Origin of the sequence: Micromonospora sp. AMSO1212t (assembly GCF_008868145.1) — a bacterium.
In the GTDB taxonomy this organism is placed as follows: Bacteria; Actinomycetota; Actinomycetes; order Mycobacteriales; family Micromonosporaceae; genus Micromonospora; species Micromonospora tulbaghiae.
Window position 1 is genome coordinate 55,878 of the sequence record NZ_WBKS01000012.1, and the last position, 20,592, is coordinate 76,469.

Sequence of the window (20,592 nt, forward strand, 5' to 3'; positions counted from 1 at the left end):
GACGCGCGGCGCGCGTCAGTCGTGCCCTCCGGGCCAGGGACCGTGTTCCCGGCAGCCGTCGCCGAGCAGCCACGACGTCATCGTGGTGGCGGATCGCAGCGACATGGACGGCTCCCGGAGCGGTGGTTGACCTTGCGCGCTCACGGTAGATCGATTCGGGAATCATGGGCAACGTATTTCGATCCGTCGTCGGCGGGCCGCCGCCGCTGCCGTCCGGCCCGGCCCGCGCGCCGCGCGGCGGCGAGCGGGCGGTCGATCCGGGCGGTCATCTGCACCACCAGCTCGCTGTCCAGCAGCGGGCGGTTCACCTCGGCCGCCACCGACAGCGTGGGCGTGGAGATCGACCGCCAGATCGCGGTGAGCCCGGCGCCGAGGCCGACGAGCGCCACCGCCGCCCGGGTGGTGGGGGAGCCGGCCGCGGCGGCTGCGCTGACCCCCACGACCGCGAGCAGCACCACCAGCAGTGGTGCCAGCACCGGCCAGAAGATGCCGCGGGCCGCCTGGGCCACCAGCTTCCGGTCCCGGATGACGACGTTGCGGGCGATCACCGCCCAGTTCTCCTCGTCCAGCAGGTCGCGCGGGTGCAGGCCGCCGGTGAGCACGTCCTGCCACAGGTCGCCCTGGTTGCGCAGCTCGCGGGCCAGCTCGGCGAGCCCGGCCTCGCCCGGATCGCCCACGGTGGCCCTGCCGACCGCCGTGGCCCAGGCGGCGAGCGAGCGGCGCACCACGGCGGCCGAGTACGGCGGCAGCACGCTCGCCAGCTCGTCGAGCCACCTGCTGATCTGGAGGTGCCGGCCGCCGAAGCGCGCGGCGAGCTGGTCGGCGTCGCCGCGCCGGACGGTGTCGGCGAGCGAGCGCCCGAGCCGGTACGCCACGCCGACCCGGTGGTTCGTCGCCATGGTCCAGCGCAGCACGTCGATGTTGAGGTCGTCGAGCGCCCGCAGCAGGGGTTCCCGGTCGGCCCCGGTGGCGCCCCGGGCGGCGGCGGTGGACGGCACGGTACGGCCGGCCGGGGTCAGCGGCGCGATCTGGGCCAGCGCGACGTCCACGCCGTCGAGATACATGCCGAGCCGGTGCCGCCCGGCCAGCTCGGTCAGGTTCGACAGCTTCGGCGGCGCCGGCGCCGGCCGGTGCCCGTCCCCGGTCAGGTCGGCGGTCTGCGCGTGGTGGTAGGCGTCCGCCATGGACCAGCCGAGTCGCAGCGCGGTGACCACCGCGGTCCGTTCGTCCCGTGGCGTTCCGTGCTCCTCGTCGCGCCGATCCCGCGTCGCGGTGCTCACCGCCCGACCTCCCGTGTCACCGGATCAGTCGAGCGTAGAGGCGTTTTTGGGCGCTTATGACCGTTTCGGTGCGGCCCGCCCGGCCAGCAGCCCGCGCGGCCGGATCGAGCGGACCGGCTCGGCCGCCGCCCCCTCGGCACGCAGGATGTGGTTCGCGGCGATGATCCCGGTGGCCGCCGACCGTTCCATCAGCGCGCTCGGGAACTCGGTGCGGATGCCGTCACCGGCCAGGTAGAGGCCGGGCGCGTCGGTCTCCACCCCGGGACGCCAGGCGTGGCTGCCGGGCGTGAACGCGGGCGCCTGCGCCTCGACCCGGGCGCGCAGCTCGCGTACCCGCAGGCCGGCCACCTCCGGCCAGAGCGCGGTCAGCTCCCGCAGCATCCGGTCGGCCAGCTCGTCGGCCGGCACGTCCGGCTCGCAGGCGTATGCGTGCAGCTCCACCACCGAGCCGCCGGTCCGCCCGGCCCAGCGGCGGGGTTCGTCCTCCAGCCGGTGGTAGAGCGTCACCGAGTCCAGCGTGGGCTGCCGGGAGACGCCGCTGAACACCGCGCGGTCGGCCCGGACGTCACCGTCCATCCAGTAGCGCGCCACCGCGTACGGCGGACCGGGCCGGCCGAACGCGGGCATCCGCGCCACCAGCTCGGGCGCCGCCCCGGCCAGGCCGGGGGAGGCGTCGACGAGCGCTGCGAGCGCGGGCGGGTCCACCGCGAGCACCACGTGCGGCGCCTCCCAGGCGTCGCCGTCGGCGCCGGTGACCCGCCAGCCGTCCGGGGTACGGTCCAGTCGGGCGGCCGCCGCGCCGGTCAGCACCCGGCCGCCGTGCTTCTCCACGTGCCGGGTCAGCGGCTCCCAGATCGCCGTGCCGTAGTCCCGGTCCGGGCAGTCGAACGCCAGCCCCTCCGGGTTGCCGAGCAGGTAGAAGTGGAACTGCGCGATCATCTCGGCTGCCGACATCTCCGCCTCGTGGTTGAAGAACGAGTGCGAGAAGACCTCGAACAGCATGGCCCGCGCCCGGTCCGGCAGCCGCAGCGAGGCGAGCAGCTCGTCGGCGGTCCGCCCGTCGAACTCCTCGTAGGTGCGTACCGGGTCGTAGGTGAGCAGCGGCAGCGCGGCGTCCCGGTCCATCGCGCGCAGGTCCGCCAGGCGCAGGCTGGGACTGCGCAGCAGCAGCGCCAGCAGGTTGGCCGGCGGCGCGGGTGGCAGCTTGCCGAACTCCTCCGTCGGCCACTGCGCGGACAGGATCGGGTAGCCCGGGATCGGCTTGAGGAAACCCAGCGCCGGGTCGACCCGGCGCAGGATCGACCGCCAGTTCCAGTACTGCCGGAAGAACGCGTGGAAGCCGTGCTCGTTGCGCTGGACGCCGTCGGGCAACTCCTCCGGCCAGGCGCCGAGCCGTCCGCCGAGGTGCGGCGCCGCCTCCAGCACCGTCACCGCCACGCCGCGCTCGGCCAGCACCACAGCCGCCGACATGCCGGCGATGCCACCGCCGACCACGAGTGCCGGGACCGGTCGCGGCACGCGGTCGGCGCCCCCGCCGCCCGGGTCCACCACGTGCTCGCGTACGCCGATCAGGCGGCCAACCACTTGCGACAGACCCACGGGGCATCCTCCAGTCGGCGGTGCTCACAGTCTGCCGGTTCGACCGGCGACCCGCTGGGTACGCGTCTTCCGGGCGCTCACAGCAGGCAGCGGCGCGGGCGGTCCGACGGCGGCCAGACGTACTCCAGGTCGGGGGAGACGTCGCCGAACAGCGGCGCATAGTGGACCGGGTCCTTGCGCAGCAGCGACGACCGGTGGCTGCGGTGCAGGTCGTCGCGGCCCAGCCAGGGCGGTAGCTCACCGGCCGAGGCCAGCTCGTCCTGGGTGCGGATCACCGAGATGCCGCAGGCAGTCGCGAGATCGGTGGCGAGCGTGCCGGCGCAGGTGTCGGCCCGGCCCGGCTCGCACCACACCGCGCACATGTCCAGCCCGTACCGGGTCAGCGCCTCCTCGTACCCGGCCCACATCTTCACCGCGGGGTGGTTGCGCCAGCCGTAGTCCGGCCGGGTCAGCCCGCGCAGCACCTGGATCGCCTCCACACGCTGCTTGCCCAGCCGCTTCTGGTCCAGCGTGCGCGCGCTGACCAGGAAGTCCGGATACGGCAGGAACGTCTGCATGCCGGTGCTCTACCCGTACCCGGCCCCGCCATGCGTTCATGATCGCCGGGGCTGCGCAGATCGCGAGCGGCTGACTACGATCCGGACATGGCCGAGCCACTGCGCGACCGCGCGCGCCGCGCGACCGGCTGGCGGCTCCGGATGAACGGTGACGAACGCCCCCACTACGTGGTCTGCGGCTCCGACCCGCTCGCCTACTGGGTGGTCCGGTCGCTGCTCGCCACCGACAGCGCCGACGGCCAGGTGCGGGTCACGCTCGTGGTGCCGGGCCGCCGCCGGTCCGAGGGCCCCGACGGGCGGGACGTGCCGGGGGTACGGGTGGTCACGGCGGAGCGCCTCGACGAGGCCGCGTTCCGCCGCGCCGGGCTGGCCGGCGCGGCCGGGCTGGCGCTGCTGCACCAGGACGACGTGGGCAACATGCACGCCGCGCTCTGCGCCCAGGAGGTCGAGTCGCGGCTGCGCCTCGTGGTGCGGATGTTCAACACCAACCTGGCGGACGGGCTGCGGCAGCTCTTCCCCGACTCGGCGGTGCTCTCCGACGCCTCGATCGCCGCACCCGCCTTCGTCGCCGCCGCGCTGGGCGAGGTGGCGCCGACCCACTTCCGGCACGCCGGGCGCACGCTCTACGTGGCCCGCCGCGACGACGTACGCCCGCAGGACGTGGTCTGCGGCCTGGCCGTCACCACGGATCCGGACCTGGTCCGGGTGCTGCCCGCGGACGAGACGGCGGCCGACGTGGTGCTGGCCGAGGCGACCGGGCGGCCGGCGGGCACCGAGGTCGCCGCGCGGCGGCTGGTACGGGCGCGGCGGCGCCGGCAGCCGGCCGCCGTTCTGCTGCGCGCGGTCCGGCACTTCGCCACCCGCAAGATCGGCATCGCGGTGCTGGTGCTGCTCGCGGTGATCGCGGCGCTGGGCTGGCTCAACGCCCGGGCCGCCGACGTCAGCTGGAGCGAGGCGGTCTACCTGACCCTGGTCACCACGCTCACCGGCCAGGACCCGGACGTCAACAAGCCGGTCGCCGCCCAGGTGATGCAGGTGGTGCTCAACCTGGCCGGGCTGGCGCTGATCCCGCTGATCACGGCCGCGGTGGTCGACGGCATCGTCAACGCCCGGCTGGCGCTGCACGCCGGCCGGGTGCAGCCGGACCGCTCCGGGCACGTGGTGATGATCGGGCTGGGCAACATCGGCACCCGGGTGATGGCGCAGTTGCACGACTTCGGCGTCGAGGTGGTGGCGATCGACAAGAACCCGGACGCGCGTGGCGCCGCGCTGGCGCACCGGCTGGGGGTGCCGTTGATCGTGGGCGACGCCGGCCGGGAGGAGACGCTCCGGTCCGCCTCGGTGGACACCTGCCAGGCGCTCGTGGTGGTCTCCACCGACGACGGGACGAACCTGCGGGCCGCGCTGATCGCCCGGTCCCTCGACCCGGATCTGCGAGTGGTGCTGCGGCTGTTCGACGGCGACTTCGCCGAGCGGATCCAGCAGGCGTTCGGCATCGGCATCTCGCGCAGCGTGTCCTATCTGGCCGCGCCGGCGTTCGCGGCGGCGCTGCTCGATCGCGCGGTGGTCGCCACCATCCCGGTCGACCGGCACGCGCTGCTGGTCACCGAGGTGCCGGTGGTGGCCGGTTCGCCGCTGGACGGGAGTCCGCTGAGCGCGGTGGCCCGGCCCGGCGAGGTACGCCTGCTCGCGTACACCCGCCCGAACCAGAAGGCCGACTGGTCGGCCGACCCGCGCATGGTGATCCACGCCGGTGACCGGCTGACGGTGGTGGCCCGGCGGGCCGGGCTGACCGCCCTGCTCCGGGAGACCACGCCCGCGCCGCCGCCGGCGCCCACCGGCCCGCCCGCCGCGCGCCGCCCGCAGGAGTGACGCATCCGGGCCGACCAGGCGGGCCAGGGCCGACCAGGCGCGGCCGGGCCGTCAAGCCGGCCGACGGAGGCGGACGGCGTACCCGAGCGCGCCGAGGGCGAGCACGCCGAACCCGGCGAGCACGCTCGGCAGCGGCAGGTTGACCGCCAGCACCAGGCAGCCGACCAGCCCCAGCGCGGCCAGGAGTCGTACCGGGACACGCCGGACCGGGTCCGGGCCGAGCGTCAGCGCCGACGCGTTGGTGATCGCGTAGTAGACCAGCACCGTGCAGCTGGAGAAGCCGATCGCGCCCCGGATGTCGCCGACAGTCACCACGGCGATCACCACGACGGCCACCGCCAGCTCGGCGCGGTGCGGCACCCGGTGGCGCGGGTGGACCGCCGCCAGCGCGCCCGGCAGGTCCCGGCGGCGGGCCATCGCCAGCGTGGTCCGGCCGACGCCCGCCAGCAGCGACAGCAGCACCCCGGTCACTGCCACGGCCGCTCCGGCCCGGACCAGCCAGGCCAGCCCCGGGTGCCCGGCGGCGGTCACCACCTCGACCAGCGGCGCGTCCGTGGACGCCAGCCGGTCGGCGCCGAGCACGCCGAGCGCGACCACTGCCAGCGTCACGTAGATCGCCAGCACCGCGCCGAGCGCCAGCGGCACCGCCCGGGGAATGGTGCGCTCCGGGTCGCGTACCTCCTCGCCCAGCGTGGCGATCCGCGCGTACCCGGCGAAGGCGAAGAACAGCAGGCCGGCGGCGGTCAGCACGCCGCCCGCCCCGATCCCGGCCGGTGCGGTGAGCCGGTCGGCGGCCACCTGCGGCGCGCCGGTCACCGCGACCACGGCGAGCACCGTCAGCACCACCGCGACGAGGACCCGGGTGGCGGTGGCGGTCTTGCCGATCCCGCGCAGGTTCACCGCCGTCACCGCCACCACCGCGAGGACCGCGACGAGCCGCGCCCGCCCCGGCCACAGGTACGCCCCGACGGTCAGCGCCATGGCCGCGCAGCTCGCGGTCTTGCCGACCACGAACCCCCAGCCGGCGAGGAAACCGGCGAACGGGTGCAGGCGTTCCCGCCCGTAGACGTAGGTGCCGCCGGACTCGGGGTAGCGGGCGGCGAGCCGGGCCGAGCTGGTGGCGTTGCAGTAGGCGATGAAGCCGGCGACCGCCAGCGCGACGAGCAGGCCGGTGCCGCCGGCCGCCGCGGCGGCCGGGGCGAAGACCACGAAGACGCCCGCGCCGAGCATCGAGCCGAGACCGATGACGACCGCGTCGGGTACGCCGAGCCGCCGCGCCAGCTGTTCCACACCGGCAGCCTAGGGCGCTCAGGTGAACGGTAGGTGCGCCGATCGAGCGCCGCGCCCGCCGGTCACCGCGTCGCGGAGGTGGCGGGCGGCGCGGACCAGGCGACCGGCCGGGCCCAGTCGCCGAGGCGGCGGGGCAGCGGCAGGTCGTCCCAGGGCACCCGGCGCAGCAGGCGGTCCAGCAGCAGGCCGAGCAGCAGCCCGGCGACCGAGTCGGTCAGCCAGTGCCAGCCCAGATAGACGGTGGTGCAGAAGACCACCGCCGGGGGCACCACCCGGACCACTGTGACCAGCCGGGGCGGCACGGTGCGGCCGAAGGACCGTACGAGCGGGGCCAGCAGCAGGGCCAGCACGCCGTACCAGACGATCGCGTTGGCGACGTGCCCCGACGGGTACGACTGCGCGAAACGCACCGGCAGGTCGTGCTGGAACAGCGGCAGCGTCTGCTCGGGCGACAGGAACGGCTCCTTGACCGAGGCGCTCGGCGCCGGGCGGGCCGTCCACACCTTCAGCGGGCCGACCGTGAAGAACGTGAGCACGAACCCGACCACCGGCGGCAGCAGCGGCCGTACCGAACGCAGCCGTAGCGCCAGCAGCACGCCCAGCCCGGCCGCGAGCAGCGTCAGCGGGGTGCCCTGGCCGAGCAGGTTCAGCGTCATCGCCACCCAGCGGGCGGCGGTCGGGCGGTTGTCGTCGGACCAGTCGGCGACCGCCCGGTCGAGCCCGAACAGGTGACCGGAGGCGAGCGCGACGGTCAGCGCCACCACTGCCGCGAGCAGCAGCCCGTCGAACCACCACCCGGCCGGCCGGACCGGCCGCAGCCGCAGGTCACCGCGTACCCCCGAGGTCTGACGCACGCGACCACGCTACCGGCCGCCGGCGGCGGCCGAGCGGCGCGGGCATCGGCGGCTGTGTGCCCAACCACGAAGGGGAGCGCGGCGCGGGGGTCAGCGGTCACACTGGTTGCCGTGCGGATCACCTCGGCTCTCGTCGACCCGGCGCTGCTCGACCTCCCCTGGTCGACCCCGCTGGAGCAGTGGCCTGCCGAGCACCTGGTGGCGCTGCCGCAGGGCATCTCCCGGCACATCGTGCGGTTCGTCCGGCTCGGCGGGTACGTCTACGCGGTGAAGGAGACCGGCGAGCGGGTCGCCGAGCGCGAGTACGACCTGCTGCGGGCGCTGGAGCGGATCGACTTCCCGTCGGTCGAGGCCATCGCGATCGTGGCCGACCGGCAGACCGACGACGGCGAGCCGCTGGACCCGGTGCTGATCACCCGGCACCTCCAGTTCTCGCTTCCCTACCGGGCGCTGTTCTCCAACACGCTGCGCCCGGAGACGATGAACCGGCTGCTGGACGCGCTGGCCGCGCTCATCGTGCGGATGCACCTGACCGGGTTCTTCTGGGGCGACTGCTCGCTGTCGAACACGCTGTTCCGGCGGGACGCGGGCGCGTTCGCCGCCTACCTGGTCGACGCCGAGACCGGTGCGCTGCACCCGTCGCTGTCCAACGGCCAGCGCGGCGAGGACCTGGAGATCGCCCGGGTCAACATCTTCGGCGAGGCGCTCGACCTCCAGGCCGCCGGCCTGCTGCACGAGTCGATCGACCCGGAGGTGGTCTGCGAGGAGGTCGTGCGGCGCTACGAGCGGCTCTGGCACGAGATCACGTACGAGCAGCAGGTCGAGCGCGCCGCCCGGCACGACATCGAGCGCCGCATCCGACGCCTCAACGAACTGGGCTTCGACGTGGCCGAGGTGGCCATGTCGACTGTCGACAACGGGCGCTACCTGGTCCGGCCGAAGGTGGTCGACGCCGGCTACCACACCCGGCGGCTGCTGCGCCTGACCGGCCTGGACGCGGAGGAGAACCAGGCCCGCAAGCTCCTCAACGACCTGGACGCCTACCGGCTGGAGAGCGACCTGACCGACGAGCAGCAGGCGGCGCACCGCTGGCTGACCGAGGTCTTCGAGCCGGTGGTCCGGGCGGTACCCGGGCACCTGCGCCGCAAGCTGGAGCCGCAGGAGCTGTTCGCCCAGATCATCGAGCACAAGTGGCTGCTCTCCGAGCAGGCCGGGCGGGACGTGGGGATGCGTCGGGCGGTGCAGTCGTACCTGGCCGACGTGCTGGTGCACCGCCCGGACGAGCAGGCGGTGCTCGGCGTCGAGGTGCCCACCGTCTGACGCCCGGGCGGATCACTCCACCCAGTCACCGCCGCGCATCACCCGTACCACGTTCAGGTCGTCGTCCAGCATCACCAGGTCGGCGCGCAGCCCGGCGATCAGCGCGCCCACCCGGTCGCCCAGGCCGATCGCGCGGGCCGGGGTGGTGGCGACCATCCGGCAGGCGTCCGGCAGGGCCACGCCCGCGCCCACCGCGTGGCGCAGCGCCGCGTCCATGGTGAGCGTGCTGCCGGCGATCGCGCCGTTGTGGGTGAGCCGGGCCACCCCGCCGGCCACCGTGACCCCCTGGCCGCCCAGTTCGTACTCGCCGTCGGGCATCCCGGCGGCGGCCATCGCGTCGGTGATCAGCGCGGCCCGCTCCGGGCCGGCCACCGAGGTGGCGAAGCCGAGCATGCCGTCGTGCAGGTGCACCCCGTCGGCGACCAGCTCGCACACCACGTTCGGGGCCTCAAGCAGCGCCACCACCGGGCCGGGCTCGCGGTGGTGCACCGGGCGCATGCCGTTGAACAGGTGGGTGCCGACGCTCGCGCCGGCGGCCACCGCCGCCCGGCTCTGCTCCCAGGTGGCGTCGGTGTGCCCGACCGCCGCGACCACGCCGTGCGACACCAGCAGCTCGATCGCCTTGGTGGCGCCGTCCCGCTCGGGAGCGATGGTGACCATGCGTACGGCGCCGCCGCCCAGCTCGATCAGCTCGGTCAGCTCGGTGGTGGACGGGTCGCGCAGGAACTCCGGGTTCTGCGCCCCGCAGCGGTCGGCGGACAGGTACGGGCCCTCGAAGTGGATGCCGGCGAGCACGCCGGACTCGACCAGCGGTCGGTAGGCGGCGGTGGCGTCGCGCATCAGCTCGAACGGGGAACTGACCAGGCTGGCCAGCAGCGTGGTGGTGCCGTGCCCGCTGTGGAACGCGGCGGCCTGCCGCGCCGACTCCGGGTCGCCGGTGGTGAACGTGTGCCCGCCGCCGCCGTGGGTGTGCATGTCCACGAAGCCCGGCACGATCCAGTGGCCGTCACGCACCGACGGATACTCGGCGACAGCGGTGATCCGCCCGTCCGCGATCTCCACGCAACCCTGCCGGATCACGCCGGTCGGGGTCACCACCTTGCCGGTCACGCGCCGGGTCATCGACTCTCCTTCGCCAGGGTGTCCAGGGCCAGCAGGGCCGCGCCGAGGCAGCCGGCCTCGTCGCCGAGGTCGGCCGCGACCAGGCGCGGCTCGCGGTGGAACGTCAGCCGTTCGCGCAACGCCGTCCGCAGCGGGTCGAACAGCCGGGGACCGGCCTGGGCCAGCCCGCCGCCGAGCACCACTGTCGAGACATCGTAGAGCGCCTGCCCGGTGGCGAGTCCGTCGGCGAGCGCCTCGACCGCCTCCTGCCACACCTCGACGGCGAGCGGTTCACCGGCCGCCGCCCGGTCGGCCACCTCGGCGGCGGTGGTGGGCGCGCCGGACAGCTCGGCGTACCGGCGTCCGATCGCCGAGGCCGACGACACCGCCTCCAGGCAGCCGGTCCGCCCGCATCCGCAGCGCGGGCCGCCGGGGCGTACCAGGATGTGGCCGATCTCCCCGGCGGCGCCGTGCGCGCCGGTGGCGGCCGACCCGTCGACCACGTGGGCGGCGGCGATGCCGGTGCCGATCGCGACGAACAGCACGTGACCGGCGTCCCGCCCGGCCCCGAGCCGGGCCTCGGCCAGGCCGCCGGCACGCACGTCGTGGCCGAGCGCCGCGGGCAGTCCCAGCCGCGTGCCCGCCAGCTCCCGCAGGGGTACGTCCCGGAAGCCCACGTTCGCCGACCACACCGCCACGCCGCGCGCCTCGTCGACCACACCGGGTACGGCGATGCCGCATGCCACCGGCGTGCGGCCGTCCGCGCGGGCCTTGCCGACCAGCCCTTCGGCCACGTCGAGGATCGTGCCGACCACCGCCTCCGGGCCGCGCTGGGCTGCGGTGGCGTGCCGTTCGCTGTGCACGGTCGTGCCGTCCGGCCGGACCAGGGCGCACTTCATCCCGGTGCCGCCCACGTCCAGCGCGACGACGACCTCGTCGCCTGCACTCACGCCGTCTGCCAGCCGCGCATGCGCTCACGGCCCTCGCTGCGCTCGGTGCGTTCGCTCATGCCAGGACCACGGACCGGGTCAGGTGACGCGGCGCGTCCGGGTCGAGGCCGCGGCTGGTGGCGAGCGCTACCGCGAAGCGCTGGGCCAGGATCAGGTCGGCCATCGGGTCGACCGGGTTGCGGCCGGCCGACCAGCTCGTCAGCACCGTGCGCCAGCCGTGCGTGCGGCTGTGCACGAACGCGGCGCCGGTCGCGGCCACGTCCTCGGGCAGGCCGTCCGGGATCTCGCCGAGCGCCCAGACCAGGCGGCCGGGCGCGGCGACCGAGATCGGGCCGTGCCGGTAGTCCATGGCCGGGTACGCCTCGGCCCAGAACGTGGCCGCCTCGCGGCACTTCAGCGCGGCCTCCTGGGCCAGCCCGACGGTCCAGCCGCGACCGAGGAAGGTGACCTGCTCGATGCCGGCCGGGTCGATCGGCAGCGGGGCGCGTACGGCCACCTCGGCGTCGGCGGCCAGGCGGCCGAGGTCCTCGCCGAGGTGGGCGCGCAGCAGCGCGAGCGCGGTGGTGGCGAAGCGGGTCTGCACCACCGACCGCTCGTCGGCGAAGGGCAGCGCGACTGTGGCGTCGGCGAGCGTGACGGCGGCCGAGTCCGGGTCGCCGACCAGGACCGTGGTGGGGATCCGCCCGCGCAGCGCGGTGAGCAGGTCGAGCACCTCGGTGGTGGTGCCGGAGCGGGTGATCGCGATCAGCCGGTCGTAGTGGCGGCCGGCCGGGAACTCGCTGGCCTGGAAGGCGTCGGTCTCGCCCTGGCCGGCGGCCTCGCGCAGCCCGGCGTACGCCATGGCCATGAACCACGACGTGCCGCAACCGACCACGGCGACCCGCTCGCCGGGGCGCGGTAGGTGCTCGGCGACGGTCGGGGCGAGTCGCGCCGCCTCCCGCCAGCAGTCGGGCTGGCTCGCGATCTCCGCGTGCACGTACGCCATGACAACTCCTCGCCGGGGAGACCTTGCGCAATACGGCGCGATATGGCCGCCTTTCGCGCGTCATTCTGCGTGAAGTGGGGTGTCCGTGGCAACCGTCTCTCAGTTCGCGCAGCGCAGGGTTTTGCGCAGACCGAGTTTCGCGCACTAGTGTGCACGCAACCGATCACCGTTCACGCACAGTCTGGGGAGGGCCCCGCGGTGGACCGCTACGCGCGCTGGAACGCGCTGCTGGAGATGCTGACCGACAGCGGGCGGGTCACCGTCGAGGAGGCGGCCGAGCGGCTCGACGTCTCCCAGGCCACCATCCGGCGCGACTTCGACCAGCTCGGCCAGCAGCAGATGATCACCCGTACCCGGGGTGGCGCGGTCGCCAACGGCGTCTCCTACGACCTGCCGCTGCGCTACAAGACCGCGAAGCACTCGGCCGAGAAGCAGCGGATCGGCGCGGCCGCCGCCGCGCTCGTGTCGCCGGGCACCGTCGTCGGCCTCAACGGCGGCACCACGAGCACCGAGGTGGCGCGGGCGCTGGCGGTCCGTCCCGACCTCAACACCAGTGCGGAGGGTGCCCAGCTCACAGTGGTCACCAACGCGCTGAACATCGCCAACGAGCTGCTGGTGCGTTCGCGGATGAAGGTGGTGGTGGCCGGCGGCGTGGTTCGGCCGAAGTCGTTCGAGCTGGTCGGCCCGCTCGGCGGGGCGCTGCTGCGCGAGGTCACGCTGGACGTCGCGCTGCTCGGCGTGGACGCGATCGACCCGCAGCTCGGCGCCGCCGCACACCACGAGGGCGAGGCGGCAATGAACAGCCTCATGGTTGCGCGGGCCAAGCGGGTCGTCGTGATAGCTGACTCCTCCAAGCTCGGTGGGCACGCGTTCGCCCGCATCTGCCCGGCGGACCGGATCGAGACGCTGGTGACCGACTCCGGCGCGTCCCCCGACGTGGTGGCGGCGTTCCGCGACGCGGGCGTGCACGTCGTCTGCGCCTGACCTCACCCCGACACGCCGACACGCCGACACTGCATACCGGGTATTGCCTTCCGGTGCATACCGCGTATGGTGTCGCTGACGCCTACTTATCGGGGGAGGTCAGCTGTGTCGGCTGTCCTGGAGATCGAAGGTCTCCGCAAGACGTACCGGAGCCGGAAACGCGGGGTCCGCCACGCGCTCGACGGTTTCGACATGCGAGTCGAGGCCGGCCAGGTGCACGGCTTCCTCGGCCCGAACGGCTCGGGCAAGACCACCACGCTGCGTACGCTGCTCGGCCTGATTCGGCCCAACGGCGGCCGGATGGCCATTCTCGGCCAGGAGCTGCCGCACGCGCTGCCGGCGGTCGCCGGCCAGGTCGGCGCCATCGTGGAGAGTCCGCAGTTCTTCCCGCACTTCTCCGCCCGGGACACGCTGGGCCTGCTGGCCCAGGCCGGTGAGCTGCCCAGGCAGCGCGTGGACGAGGTGCTGGAGCTGGTCGGGCTGCGCGACCGGGCCGGCGAGCGGGTGAAGACCTACTCGCTCGGCATGAAGCAGCGCCTCGCCGTGGCCTCCGCGCTGCTCAAGAACCCCAAGCTGCTGATCCTCGACGAGCCCGCGAACGGCCTCGACCCGGGCGGCATCCGGGAGATGCGCGGGCTGATGCGGGATCTGTCCGAGAACGGCATGACAGTGGTGCTCTCCAGCCACATCCTGGGCGAGATCCAGCTCATCTGCGACTCGGTCACCATCATCTCGCTCGGCCGCCGGGTCGCGTTCGGGCCGGTCGAGCAGGTGCTCGCGGCCCACTCCCAGGGCTCCGTGCGGGTACGCCTGGAGGCGGTCAGCGACCTGTCCCAGGCCGCCGACGCGCTCACCCGCGCCGGGGTCCGCGTCGCCACCGAGCCGGACCACCTGATGCTGTCCGGTGTGGACAAGCCGGCCACTGTGAGCCGGCTCCTCGCCGAGCAGGGCCTGTACGTCAGCGAGCTCACCCCGGTCGCTGTCGACCTGGAGAGCGTCTTCCTCGAACTGACCGCCACCGCGCCGGTCCCCGGCCAGCACCGTCAGGTCGATCAGTCCGCCAAGGTCGACCAGACCGGCACCGCAGGAGGTTGGGGCGCATGAGCCTGTTCGTCACCGAGCTGCGCCGGCTCGGCAAGCGCCGGGTGACCCGGCTGATGCTCGTGCTGCTGGTGCTCGGCCTGGCCACGGTCGCGACCGCGTTCAGCTTCTCCAGCGAGAAGCTGTCGCCCGCCGCGGTGGCCGAGGCCGAGGCCAAGGCGAACAACGACTACCAGACCGCGATGACGGAGTGGAAGCGCACCATCGGGGAGTGCGAGGCCGCCGCGGCCCGGGGCGAGAACACCGAGGACCGGTACGGCCCGAACTGCGGCAAGGACTACCAGCCGCAGCCCGACATGTTCGAGGCGAAGTGGTACCTGCCGTACCAGTTCGACTTCCGGGCCGAGTTCCCCCTGTTCATCGCCGTGTTCGCCGCCTCCGTGGCGCTGTTCGGCTTCATCGTCGGCGCCTCCTTCGTGGGCGCCGAGTGGAACACCGGCGGGATGATGAACCTGCTGCTCTGGCGGCCGAAACGGCTCACCGTGCTGGGCACGAAGCTGGCCGCCCTGCTCACCACCGTGTTCGGCCTGACCGTGGTTCTCGGCGGCCTCTGGACGGCGGCGTTCTGGCTGATCGCCAGCCAGCGCGGCAGCACCGCGAAGATGACCGCCGGAGTGTGGCAGTCGATCGGGCTGGACGGGCTGCGTGCGCTGGGGATGACGCTGCTCGTGGCGGCGATCGGGTTCGCGCTGGCCTCGCTCGGCCGGCACACGGCGATGGCGCTCGGCGCGGCGGTGGGGATCTTCGCGGTGAGCGAGATCGGCATCCGGATCGCGGTCGCGGTGCTCGGCGTCCAGTTCGGTGACCGGTACGTGCTCTCCACGTACGCCCAGTCGTGGTTCCTGAAGCAGGCGGAGCTGTTCGACTACGACACCTGCCAGTTCTCCCAGGGCGCCTGCGAGCCGGCCACGTACATGGTCACCTGGCAGCAGTCGGCCATGGTGTTCGGCGTGGCCCTGGTGGGCGCGCTCGTGGCCGCGTTCTGGACGATGCGGCGGCGGGACATCTCCTGACCTCGTCCGCGCCGCCGGCACCGCCGGCGGCGCGGACCCCGCGTCCGATGCGGCCGGGGGCGGCCCTGGTTACGCTGGGGCTTCCCCGGCCGGCGCGTCTCCGCGTGCCGGTCACCCCGCCGTCGGAGAGGAGCGCCATGTCCGCCGACGCCTCGCAGCGGGCCGCCGTCGACCGGCCCGACCCGTCGGGGCCGACAGCGGGTACGCGCCACGCGGCTGCGGTCCCGCCGCCGCGCACCGCACCCCCGGTCGAGTCCACGCCGCCGGACCGGTCCGCGCCCGCCGACGACAGCACGTCCCTCGACGACGCCGCGCCGTCCGGTGGTACGGCGTCCGCCCCGGCGCCGTCCGATGCGCCGAGCGACGGCCTCACCGAGCGGGAGCGGCGGATTCTCGCCTTCGAGGCGCAGTGGTGGAAGCACGCCGGCGCCAAGGAGCAGGCCATCCGGGACACCTTCGGGCTCTCCGCCACCCGCTACTACCAGCTGCTCAACGCCCTGCTCGACCAGCCGGCCGCGCTCGCCGCCGAGCCGGTGCTGATCGGCCGGTTGCGCCGGCTGCGCTCGTCGCGTGCCCGTAACCGGCGCCGCTGACCGGCGTCACTTCTCGTACGTGCGCAGCCCGTTGCCGATGGCGAAGAACGTCGGCGCCCACTCGCCGATGAAGATGCCCCAGCGGTCCGCCCGCGCCACCCCGGCGCGCTCCATGTGCTTGGAGAGGAACCAGCTGGTGACCGAGAGGCCGATGCTGACGAACCCGGCGAGGTAGGCGTGCTCCGCCCGGATGCCGCCTTCGTGCAACCGCTCCAACATCTCGAACCCCCTGTCACCGGGACCGACCCGGTCGCGTCCGACGCTACCCAAAGTCCGTAGAAGATGACGCACGGTTACCTCGATCGGGTCGGCCGCGGATGACCGGGCGCGGGCCGGGTAGGCGGCCGGCGACGACGAACGGAGGTCGACGATGGGGGCACCGGACCGCCGGTACGCGATCGGCAGCAGGCCGGCCCGCCCGGCCGCGGAGGCGCCGGTGATGCGGGTGCGTTCCGCCTCCGACCCGGCGCCCGGCCGGCCGGAGAACGAGGACGTGGTCTTCCGGTTCGGCCCGCTCGTCGGCGTCCTCGACGGCGCGACGGTGCCCGAGGGCTTCGACACCGGGTGCGCGCACGGTCCCGCCTGGTACGTCCGGCACCTGGCCGCCCGGATCGGCCTGGCGATCGCGGCCCGCCCCGCCGCCACGCTGATGAGCAGCCTCGCGGCGGCCATCCTTGCCGTACGGGCCGACCACGGCGGGACGTGCGACCTCGACCATCCCGGCACCCCGTCGTCCACCGTCTGCCTGCTCCGGCACAGCGGCGACCGGGTCGACTACCTGGTGCTCTGCGACAGCCCGCTGGTGCTCGACACCGACCGCGGGATCGAGGTGGTCACCGACGACCGGCTGGCGGACGCGGTGGCGGACCTGCGTCGCAGCGCCGCCGCGCTGCCGGACGGCGAGACCGACCCGGTGACCCGGTTCCGGCGCGCGACGACAGCGCAGCGGACCCGGATGAACCGCACCCACGGCTACTGGGCGGCGGCGAGCGATCCGGACGCGGCTTACCACGCGCTGACCGGGACGCTTCCGCTGCGCGGTCCGGGTGCGCTGCGCCGGGCCGCCCTGCTCAGCGACGGCGCCTCCTGCGCGGTCGACCAGTTCGGCCTGCTCGACTGGGCCGGGCTGCTGGAGGTGCTGACCGTGGAAGGCCCGGAAGGGCTGATCGGCAGGGTCCGCACGGCCGAGCGGGACCACCCGGACCGGCTGCGGCGGCACAAGCGCACCGACGACGCCTCGGCTGTGCTCTGCGAGTTCGACCCGTCGGCGTGACCACGCTCACGCCGGAACGACCGGTCGGATGACAACGCAGCGTGAGGCGGGAACACCCCGGGGGTACGACCGGACGAGGCGGTCGGCCATAGCGGCAATCCCTCCCCAAAGGGGTGGACGACCCGGGCCACGCGCGGCAGACTGCGCGACGTGACGGGTGCTGTGCGGCTGGAGCCGGTGGACGAACGGAACCTGGAACCGTTGCTCTCCGTAGCGGCGGCTGAGGCGGAGCCGGAGGACGTCATGCCTCCGGTGGACGCCCCCGCGGGCTGGTCGCTGGCCCGCCGCGACGCGTTCCGCGAGTTCCACCGCGCCAGCCTCGGCGGGCTGAACGGCCCGACCGGCACGGCCATGTACGCGATCGTCTCCGGCGGCGAGGTGGTCGGCATGGTGCGGATGACCCGCCGGGAGGAGCCCGGGACGGTGGAGACCGGCATGTGGCTGGGCCGGTCGGCGCGGGGCCGGGGCCTGGGCGCGGCGGCGCTGCGGCAGCTGCTGAACGCCGCTGCGGCGGCCGGAATGCACACGGTGGTCGCGAACACCACTCCGGACAACGCGGGTGCGATCTCGGTGCTGCGTAAATGCGGCGCGGAATTGCGTGAGGAAGACGGAAGCCTGCACGCCCGGATGAGCCTGGATTCGGCACTTCCGATCCGCTGAGGCTTCTCGCTCCCCATTCACGTTTCTCCTGCTCAGTGCCGCCTTGATGGGCGGTTTCGCGCCCCGGCGGAAATGTTTTGCCGATGGGGTGACGGGTACTGCCCGCCTCTCCGGGACGCGATGTCCGCCTCCCGGAGAGCGCGAAGGAGAGCGGATGAAAAGCGGATCACGGGTGGCGTTGGCAGTCGGTTTCGGCTATCTGCTGGGTCGCCGGAAGAAGATGCGTACCGCGCTGACGCTCGCCGCGGCGGTCGCCGCCGGGCGGGCCAGCCGGCGCCCGGGAGGTCTGAAGCAGTTCGGCGCGGACCTGATGGCCGCGAACCCGCAGCTGCGCAACCTCGGTGGGCTGGGTCCGCCGCTGGTGGCGGCCGGGCGGGCGGCCGCGACCGCCGCCGCCGGCAGCGGTATCGACGCGATCGGCGGACGGCTGCGCGGCGGTGCCGACGCGTTGCGCCGCAAGAGCGGCGCGGGCCGGCCGGACGGGGCGCGCTCCGCGCCGGAGGCCGAGCGCTCCGCGCCGAACGCCGAGCGCTCCGCGCCCGACGAGGAGCAGGAGCTGGACGACCAGCCCGGCGCGCCGGTGCCGGCCCGAGCCGATCGGGGGCGGTGAGCCGTGGCGACGAGCAGCCTGGCCGACCGGGCCCGCGACCAGATCGGCGGCGAACTGCGCAATCTCGCCTCGGCCCTCGGTGATCGAGCCGTGCAGGTCGTCACCGACCGGGTCACCGACGCGACCGGACGACTCAGCGAGTACGCGAAGCGGGGCGGCGACCCGGGCCTGGTCGCCGCCGCCACCGGCGCGCAGCGGCTCGCCGGGGGCGCCTCGCCGGTGAAGGCCATGTTCCATGCCGGCGTGGCCGGCGGTAAGGAGAAGCTGATGGCGGCGTTCGGTCGCAAGGGTGGCCAGGACGGCGGCAAGAAGCTCAAGGTCACCAACATCGTCGAGACCATCGAGGTCGGCGTGCCGGTCCGGGTCGCCTACAACCAGTGGACGACGTTCGGCGACTTCCCGAGCTTCATGAAGAAGGTCGAGCAGGCCGACTGCGACGCCGACGAGAAGATGACCTGGAAGGCGCAGGTGCTCTGGTCGCACCGGACCTGGGAGTCGACGATCGTCCGGCAGATCCCGGACCGGCTGATCCACTGGCGGTCCAAGGGCGAGAAGGGCTCGGTCGACGGCACCGTCAGCTTCCACGAGGTAGGCCCGGAACTGACGAAGATCCTGGTGGTGCTGGAGTACCACCCGCAGGGCTTCTTCGAGCACACCGGCAACCTGTGGCGGGCCCAGGGCCGCCGCGTGCGGCTGGAGTTGAAGCACTTCGTCCGGCACGTGATGACCCGGACCGTGCTCGACCCGGACGCAGTCGAGGGCTGGCGCGGCGAGATCGAGGACTCCCAGGTGGTCAAGGACCACGAGACCGCGCTCCGGGAGGAGCGGGGCGAGGCCGGGCCGGCTGACGACGAGTACGCCGCCTACGACGAGGGCGAGGACTTCGACGACGACGAGTACGCCGACGAGCCGGTCCTGACCGCGCCGGAGCGTTCCCGCCGTCCGGCACGCGGGCAGCGCGAACCCGAGCGGCGCCGCCGCGTCCCGGAGCGTCCCCGCCGCCCGGCCGCCCGCCGCCGCGACGAGAGCTGACCGGACCGGCGGCCGGCGGGTCGAGCGCCGGCCGCCGGGTCGAGCGCCCGCCGGCGCGACGAGAGCTGAGCGGGTCAGGACCGGCCGGTGGCGTACGACTCCAGATGCGCGAGCTGCACCGGGTCCAGGGAGGGACGGACGCGGGTCCGGGCCGCCTCGACGTGCGCGGCGGTCACGGTGCTCGCCTCCAGCGACTCCCGCATGGCGGCCAGCGCCGCCTCCCGGATCAGCGCAGTGCAGTCGGCGGCGGAGAAGCCGTCCAGCTCGGCGCCGAGCGCGTCGAGGTCCACGTCCGGCGCGAGCGGGACGTCCCGGGCGGACGCGCGGAGGATCTCCGTACGAGCCGGGCCGTCCGGCGGCGGCACGTAGACCAGCCGTTCCAGCCGGCCGGGACGCAGCAGCGCCGGGTCGACCAGCTCGGGACGGTTGGTCGCGCCGACCACCACCACGTTGCGCAGGGCCTCCACGCCGTCCAGCTCGGTCAGCAGCGCCGCCACCACCCGGTCGGTGGTACCACCGTCGGTGGCCTGCCCGCGTACCGGGGCCAGCGCGTCCACCTCGTCCAGGAACACCAGCGTGGGCGCGGCCTGGCGGGCGCGGCGGAACAGCTCCCGCACCGCGCGCTCGCTCTCACCCACCCACTTCGAGAGCAGCTCCGCGCCCTTCACCGAGAGCACGTTGGCCCGCCCGGAACCGGCCAGCGCCGTCACCAGATAGGTCTTGCCGCAGCCGGGCGGGCCGTAGAGCAGCACGCCGCGCGGCGGTGTCACGCCCAGCCGGGCGAACGTGTCCGGATAGGTGAGCGGCCAGAGCACCGACTCGGTGAGCGTCTGCTTGACCTCGTGCAGCCCACCGACGTCGTCGAGCGTCACCGACGCCAGCTCCAGCGTGGACGCGGACATCGTGGTCGGCCGGACCACCTCCAGCGCGGCGGTGAAGTCGGCCATCGCCACCGTCGGCGTCTCCGCCGTCTTCTGTCGCAGCGCCGCGCGTACCCCGGCCTCGCGTACCAGCGCCGCCAGGTCCGCCGCGACGAACCCGGGGGTACGGGCGGCCACCTCGTCCAGCCGGACGTCACCGGCCAGCGGCACCTCACGGGTCAGCACCGTCAACTGCTCCCGGCGCAGCGCCGCGTCGGGCAGCGGCACGGTGATCCGCAGCGCGAGCAGGTCCGGGCCGCGCAGCGCCGGGTCGACCGCCTCGGGGCGTCCGCTGGTGCACACTACAGCGGCGCCGGCCCGCAGCGTCTCGGCGACCACCTGCCGGAACACGGTGGCCAGCGGGCCCGGCTCGTCGGCCGGGGCGATCGACTCCACGTCGGTGACCAGCAGCACGGCGGGACCGCCGGCGCGTACCGCCGAGGCCGCCTCGCGCAGCCGCCGGGCCGCCGCGTCGTTGCTGAGCGCGGCCAGTTCCGGTGCCCACAGCGGCCGGACGCCCGCGCCGACCCGGGCGGCGACGGCACGCACCAGCGCGGACTTGCCCGAGCCGGCCGGACCCTCCACCAGCACACCGAGC

20 protein-coding genes are annotated in these 20,592 nt (G+C 74.3%); 10 read left to right on the top strand and 10 right to left on the bottom strand.

Going from position 1 to position 20,592, the window contains the following annotated elements; genetic code table 11:
- Nucleotides 1–140 precede the first annotated feature (140 nt).
- The 3 genes from F8279_RS05835 to F8279_RS05845 all read right to left on the bottom strand — a co-directional run bounded on the left by F8279_RS05835 (nt 141) and on the right by F8279_RS05845 (nt 3,436).
- Nucleotides 141–1,280 (bottom strand): hypothetical protein, encoded by a 1,140-nt coding sequence (locus tag F8279_RS05835; protein WP_151499325.1) that lies wholly within the window; start codon nt 1,278–1,280, stop codon nt 141–143.
- Nucleotides 1,281–1,334: 54 nt separating this feature from the next.
- Nucleotides 1,335–2,879 (bottom strand): FAD-dependent oxidoreductase, encoded by a 1,545-nt coding sequence (locus F8279_RS05840; RefSeq protein WP_151499326.1) that lies wholly within the window; start codon nt 2,877–2,879, stop codon nt 1,335–1,337.
- A gap of 77 nt (nt 2,880–2,956) precedes the next feature.
- Nucleotides 2,957–3,436 (bottom strand): MSMEG_6728 family protein, encoded by a 480-nt coding sequence (locus F8279_RS05845; protein ID WP_151499327.1) that lies wholly within the window; start codon nt 3,434–3,436, stop codon nt 2,957–2,959.
- Between the two features lie 141 nt (nt 3,437–3,577).
- Between F8279_RS05845 and F8279_RS05850 the strand changes: the two genes are divergently transcribed.
- Nucleotides 3,578–5,308, top strand: a complete 1,731-nt coding sequence (locus tag F8279_RS05850) for a TrkA family potassium uptake protein (protein ID WP_151499342.1) — start codon at nt 3,578–3,580, stop codon at nt 5,306–5,308.
- A gap of 51 nt (nt 5,309–5,359) precedes the next feature.
- Here F8279_RS05850 and F8279_RS05855 read toward each other — a convergent pair whose 3' ends face one another.
- Together F8279_RS05855 and F8279_RS05860 are read right to left on the bottom strand one after the other, a co-directional pair.
- Nucleotides 5,360–6,598: an APC family permease gene (locus F8279_RS05855; protein WP_151499328.1), complete on the bottom strand. Its 1,239-nt coding sequence runs from the start codon at nt 6,596–6,598 to the stop codon at nt 5,360–5,362.
- 62 nt (nt 6,599–6,660) lie between these two features.
- Nucleotides 6,661–7,422 (bottom strand): phosphatase PAP2 family protein, encoded by a 762-nt coding sequence (locus tag F8279_RS05860; protein ID WP_175438848.1) that lies wholly within the window; start codon nt 7,420–7,422, stop codon nt 6,661–6,663.
- 141 nt (nt 7,423–7,563) lie between these two features.
- On the opposite strand from F8279_RS05860, the gene F8279_RS05865 reads away from it, so the two are divergent.
- The gene (locus tag F8279_RS05865; protein ID WP_091425548.1) at nt 7,564–8,772 is read left to right on the top strand and encodes a DUF4032 domain-containing protein; all 1,209 of its coding nucleotides are present in this window, start codon (nt 7,564–7,566) and stop codon (nt 8,770–8,772) included.
- Between the two features lie 12 nt (nt 8,773–8,784).
- Here F8279_RS05865 and nagA read toward each other — a convergent pair whose 3' ends face one another.
- From nagA to F8279_RS05880, 3 genes are read right to left on the bottom strand one after another with little or no spacing between them, the layout of a single operon-like run.
- The gene (gene nagA, locus F8279_RS05870) at nt 8,785–9,894 is read right to left on the bottom strand and encodes an N-acetylglucosamine-6-phosphate deacetylase (RefSeq protein WP_151499329.1); all 1,110 of its coding nucleotides are present in this window, start codon (nt 9,892–9,894) and stop codon (nt 8,785–8,787) included.
- Nucleotides 9,891–10,823 (bottom strand): ROK family protein, encoded by a 933-nt coding sequence (locus F8279_RS05875; protein WP_151499330.1) that lies wholly within the window; start codon nt 10,821–10,823, stop codon nt 9,891–9,893. The genes nagA and F8279_RS05875 overlap by 4 nt, the downstream gene beginning before the upstream one ends.
- A 55-nt stretch (nt 10,824–10,878) precedes the next feature.
- A complete protein-coding gene (locus F8279_RS05880) occupies nt 10,879–11,808 on the bottom strand; it encodes an SIS domain-containing protein (RefSeq protein ID WP_151499331.1) in 930 nt (309 codons plus the stop codon).
- A 198-nt stretch (nt 11,809–12,006) separates the two neighbouring features.
- Between F8279_RS05880 and F8279_RS05885 the strand changes: the two genes are divergently transcribed.
- The 4 genes from F8279_RS05885 to F8279_RS05900 all read left to right on the top strand — a co-directional run bounded on the left by F8279_RS05885 (nt 12,007) and on the right by F8279_RS05900 (nt 15,499).
- Complete coding sequence (locus F8279_RS05885) at nt 12,007–12,792, top strand: DeoR/GlpR family DNA-binding transcription regulator (protein WP_151499332.1); 786 nt, start codon at nt 12,007–12,009, stop codon at nt 12,790–12,792.
- A 105-nt stretch (nt 12,793–12,897) separates the two neighbouring features.
- Nucleotides 12,898–13,896, top strand: coding sequence for an ATP-binding cassette domain-containing protein (locus F8279_RS05890; protein ID WP_091425534.1), 999 nt, complete (start codon nt 12,898–12,900; stop codon nt 13,894–13,896).
- A complete protein-coding gene (locus F8279_RS05895) occupies nt 13,893–14,906 on the top strand; it encodes an ABC transporter permease subunit (RefSeq protein ID WP_151499333.1) in 1,014 nt (337 codons plus the stop codon). The genes F8279_RS05890 and F8279_RS05895 overlap by 4 nt, the downstream gene beginning before the upstream one ends.
- 137 nt (nt 14,907–15,043) lie before the next feature.
- Nucleotides 15,044–15,499 carry a DUF3263 domain-containing protein gene (locus F8279_RS05900; protein ID WP_151499334.1) on the top strand — a complete coding sequence of 152 codons (456 nt, stop codon included), beginning with the start codon at nt 15,044–15,046 and terminating at the stop codon, nt 15,497–15,499.
- 6 nt (nt 15,500–15,505) lie between these two features.
- On the opposite strand, the gene F8279_RS05905 is transcribed toward F8279_RS05900, so the two are convergent.
- Nucleotides 15,506–15,718, bottom strand: a complete 213-nt coding sequence (locus F8279_RS05905; RefSeq protein WP_013288875.1) for a hypothetical protein — start codon at nt 15,716–15,718, stop codon at nt 15,506–15,508.
- 151 nt (nt 15,719–15,869) lie between these two features.
- Here F8279_RS05905 and F8279_RS05910 point away from each other — a divergent pair, with 151 nt between their 5' ends.
- From F8279_RS05910 to F8279_RS05925, 4 genes are all read left to right on the top strand, one after another.
- Complete coding sequence (locus F8279_RS05910) at nt 15,870–16,772, top strand: hypothetical protein (RefSeq protein WP_151499335.1); 903 nt, start codon at nt 15,870–15,872, stop codon at nt 16,770–16,772.
- Between the two features lie 150 nt (nt 16,773–16,922).
- Entirely contained in the window at nt 16,923–17,432 is a 510-nt protein-coding gene (locus tag F8279_RS05915; RefSeq protein ID WP_091425524.1) for a GNAT family N-acetyltransferase, read from the top strand.
- A 154-nt stretch (nt 17,433–17,586) separates the two neighbouring features.
- Complete coding sequence (locus tag F8279_RS05920) at nt 17,587–18,042, top strand: hypothetical protein (protein WP_091425522.1); 456 nt, start codon at nt 17,587–17,589, stop codon at nt 18,040–18,042.
- 3 nt (nt 18,043–18,045) lie between these two features.
- Nucleotides 18,046–19,074, top strand: coding sequence for an SRPBCC family protein (locus tag F8279_RS05925; RefSeq protein ID WP_151499336.1), 1,029 nt, complete (start codon nt 18,046–18,048; stop codon nt 19,072–19,074).
- Between the two features lie 74 nt (nt 19,075–19,148).
- On the opposite strand, the gene F8279_RS05930 is transcribed toward F8279_RS05925, so the two are convergent.
- The coding region (locus F8279_RS05930) for an AAA family ATPase (protein ID WP_151499337.1) at nt 19,149–20,592 on the bottom strand (1,444 nt) is incomplete at its 5' end.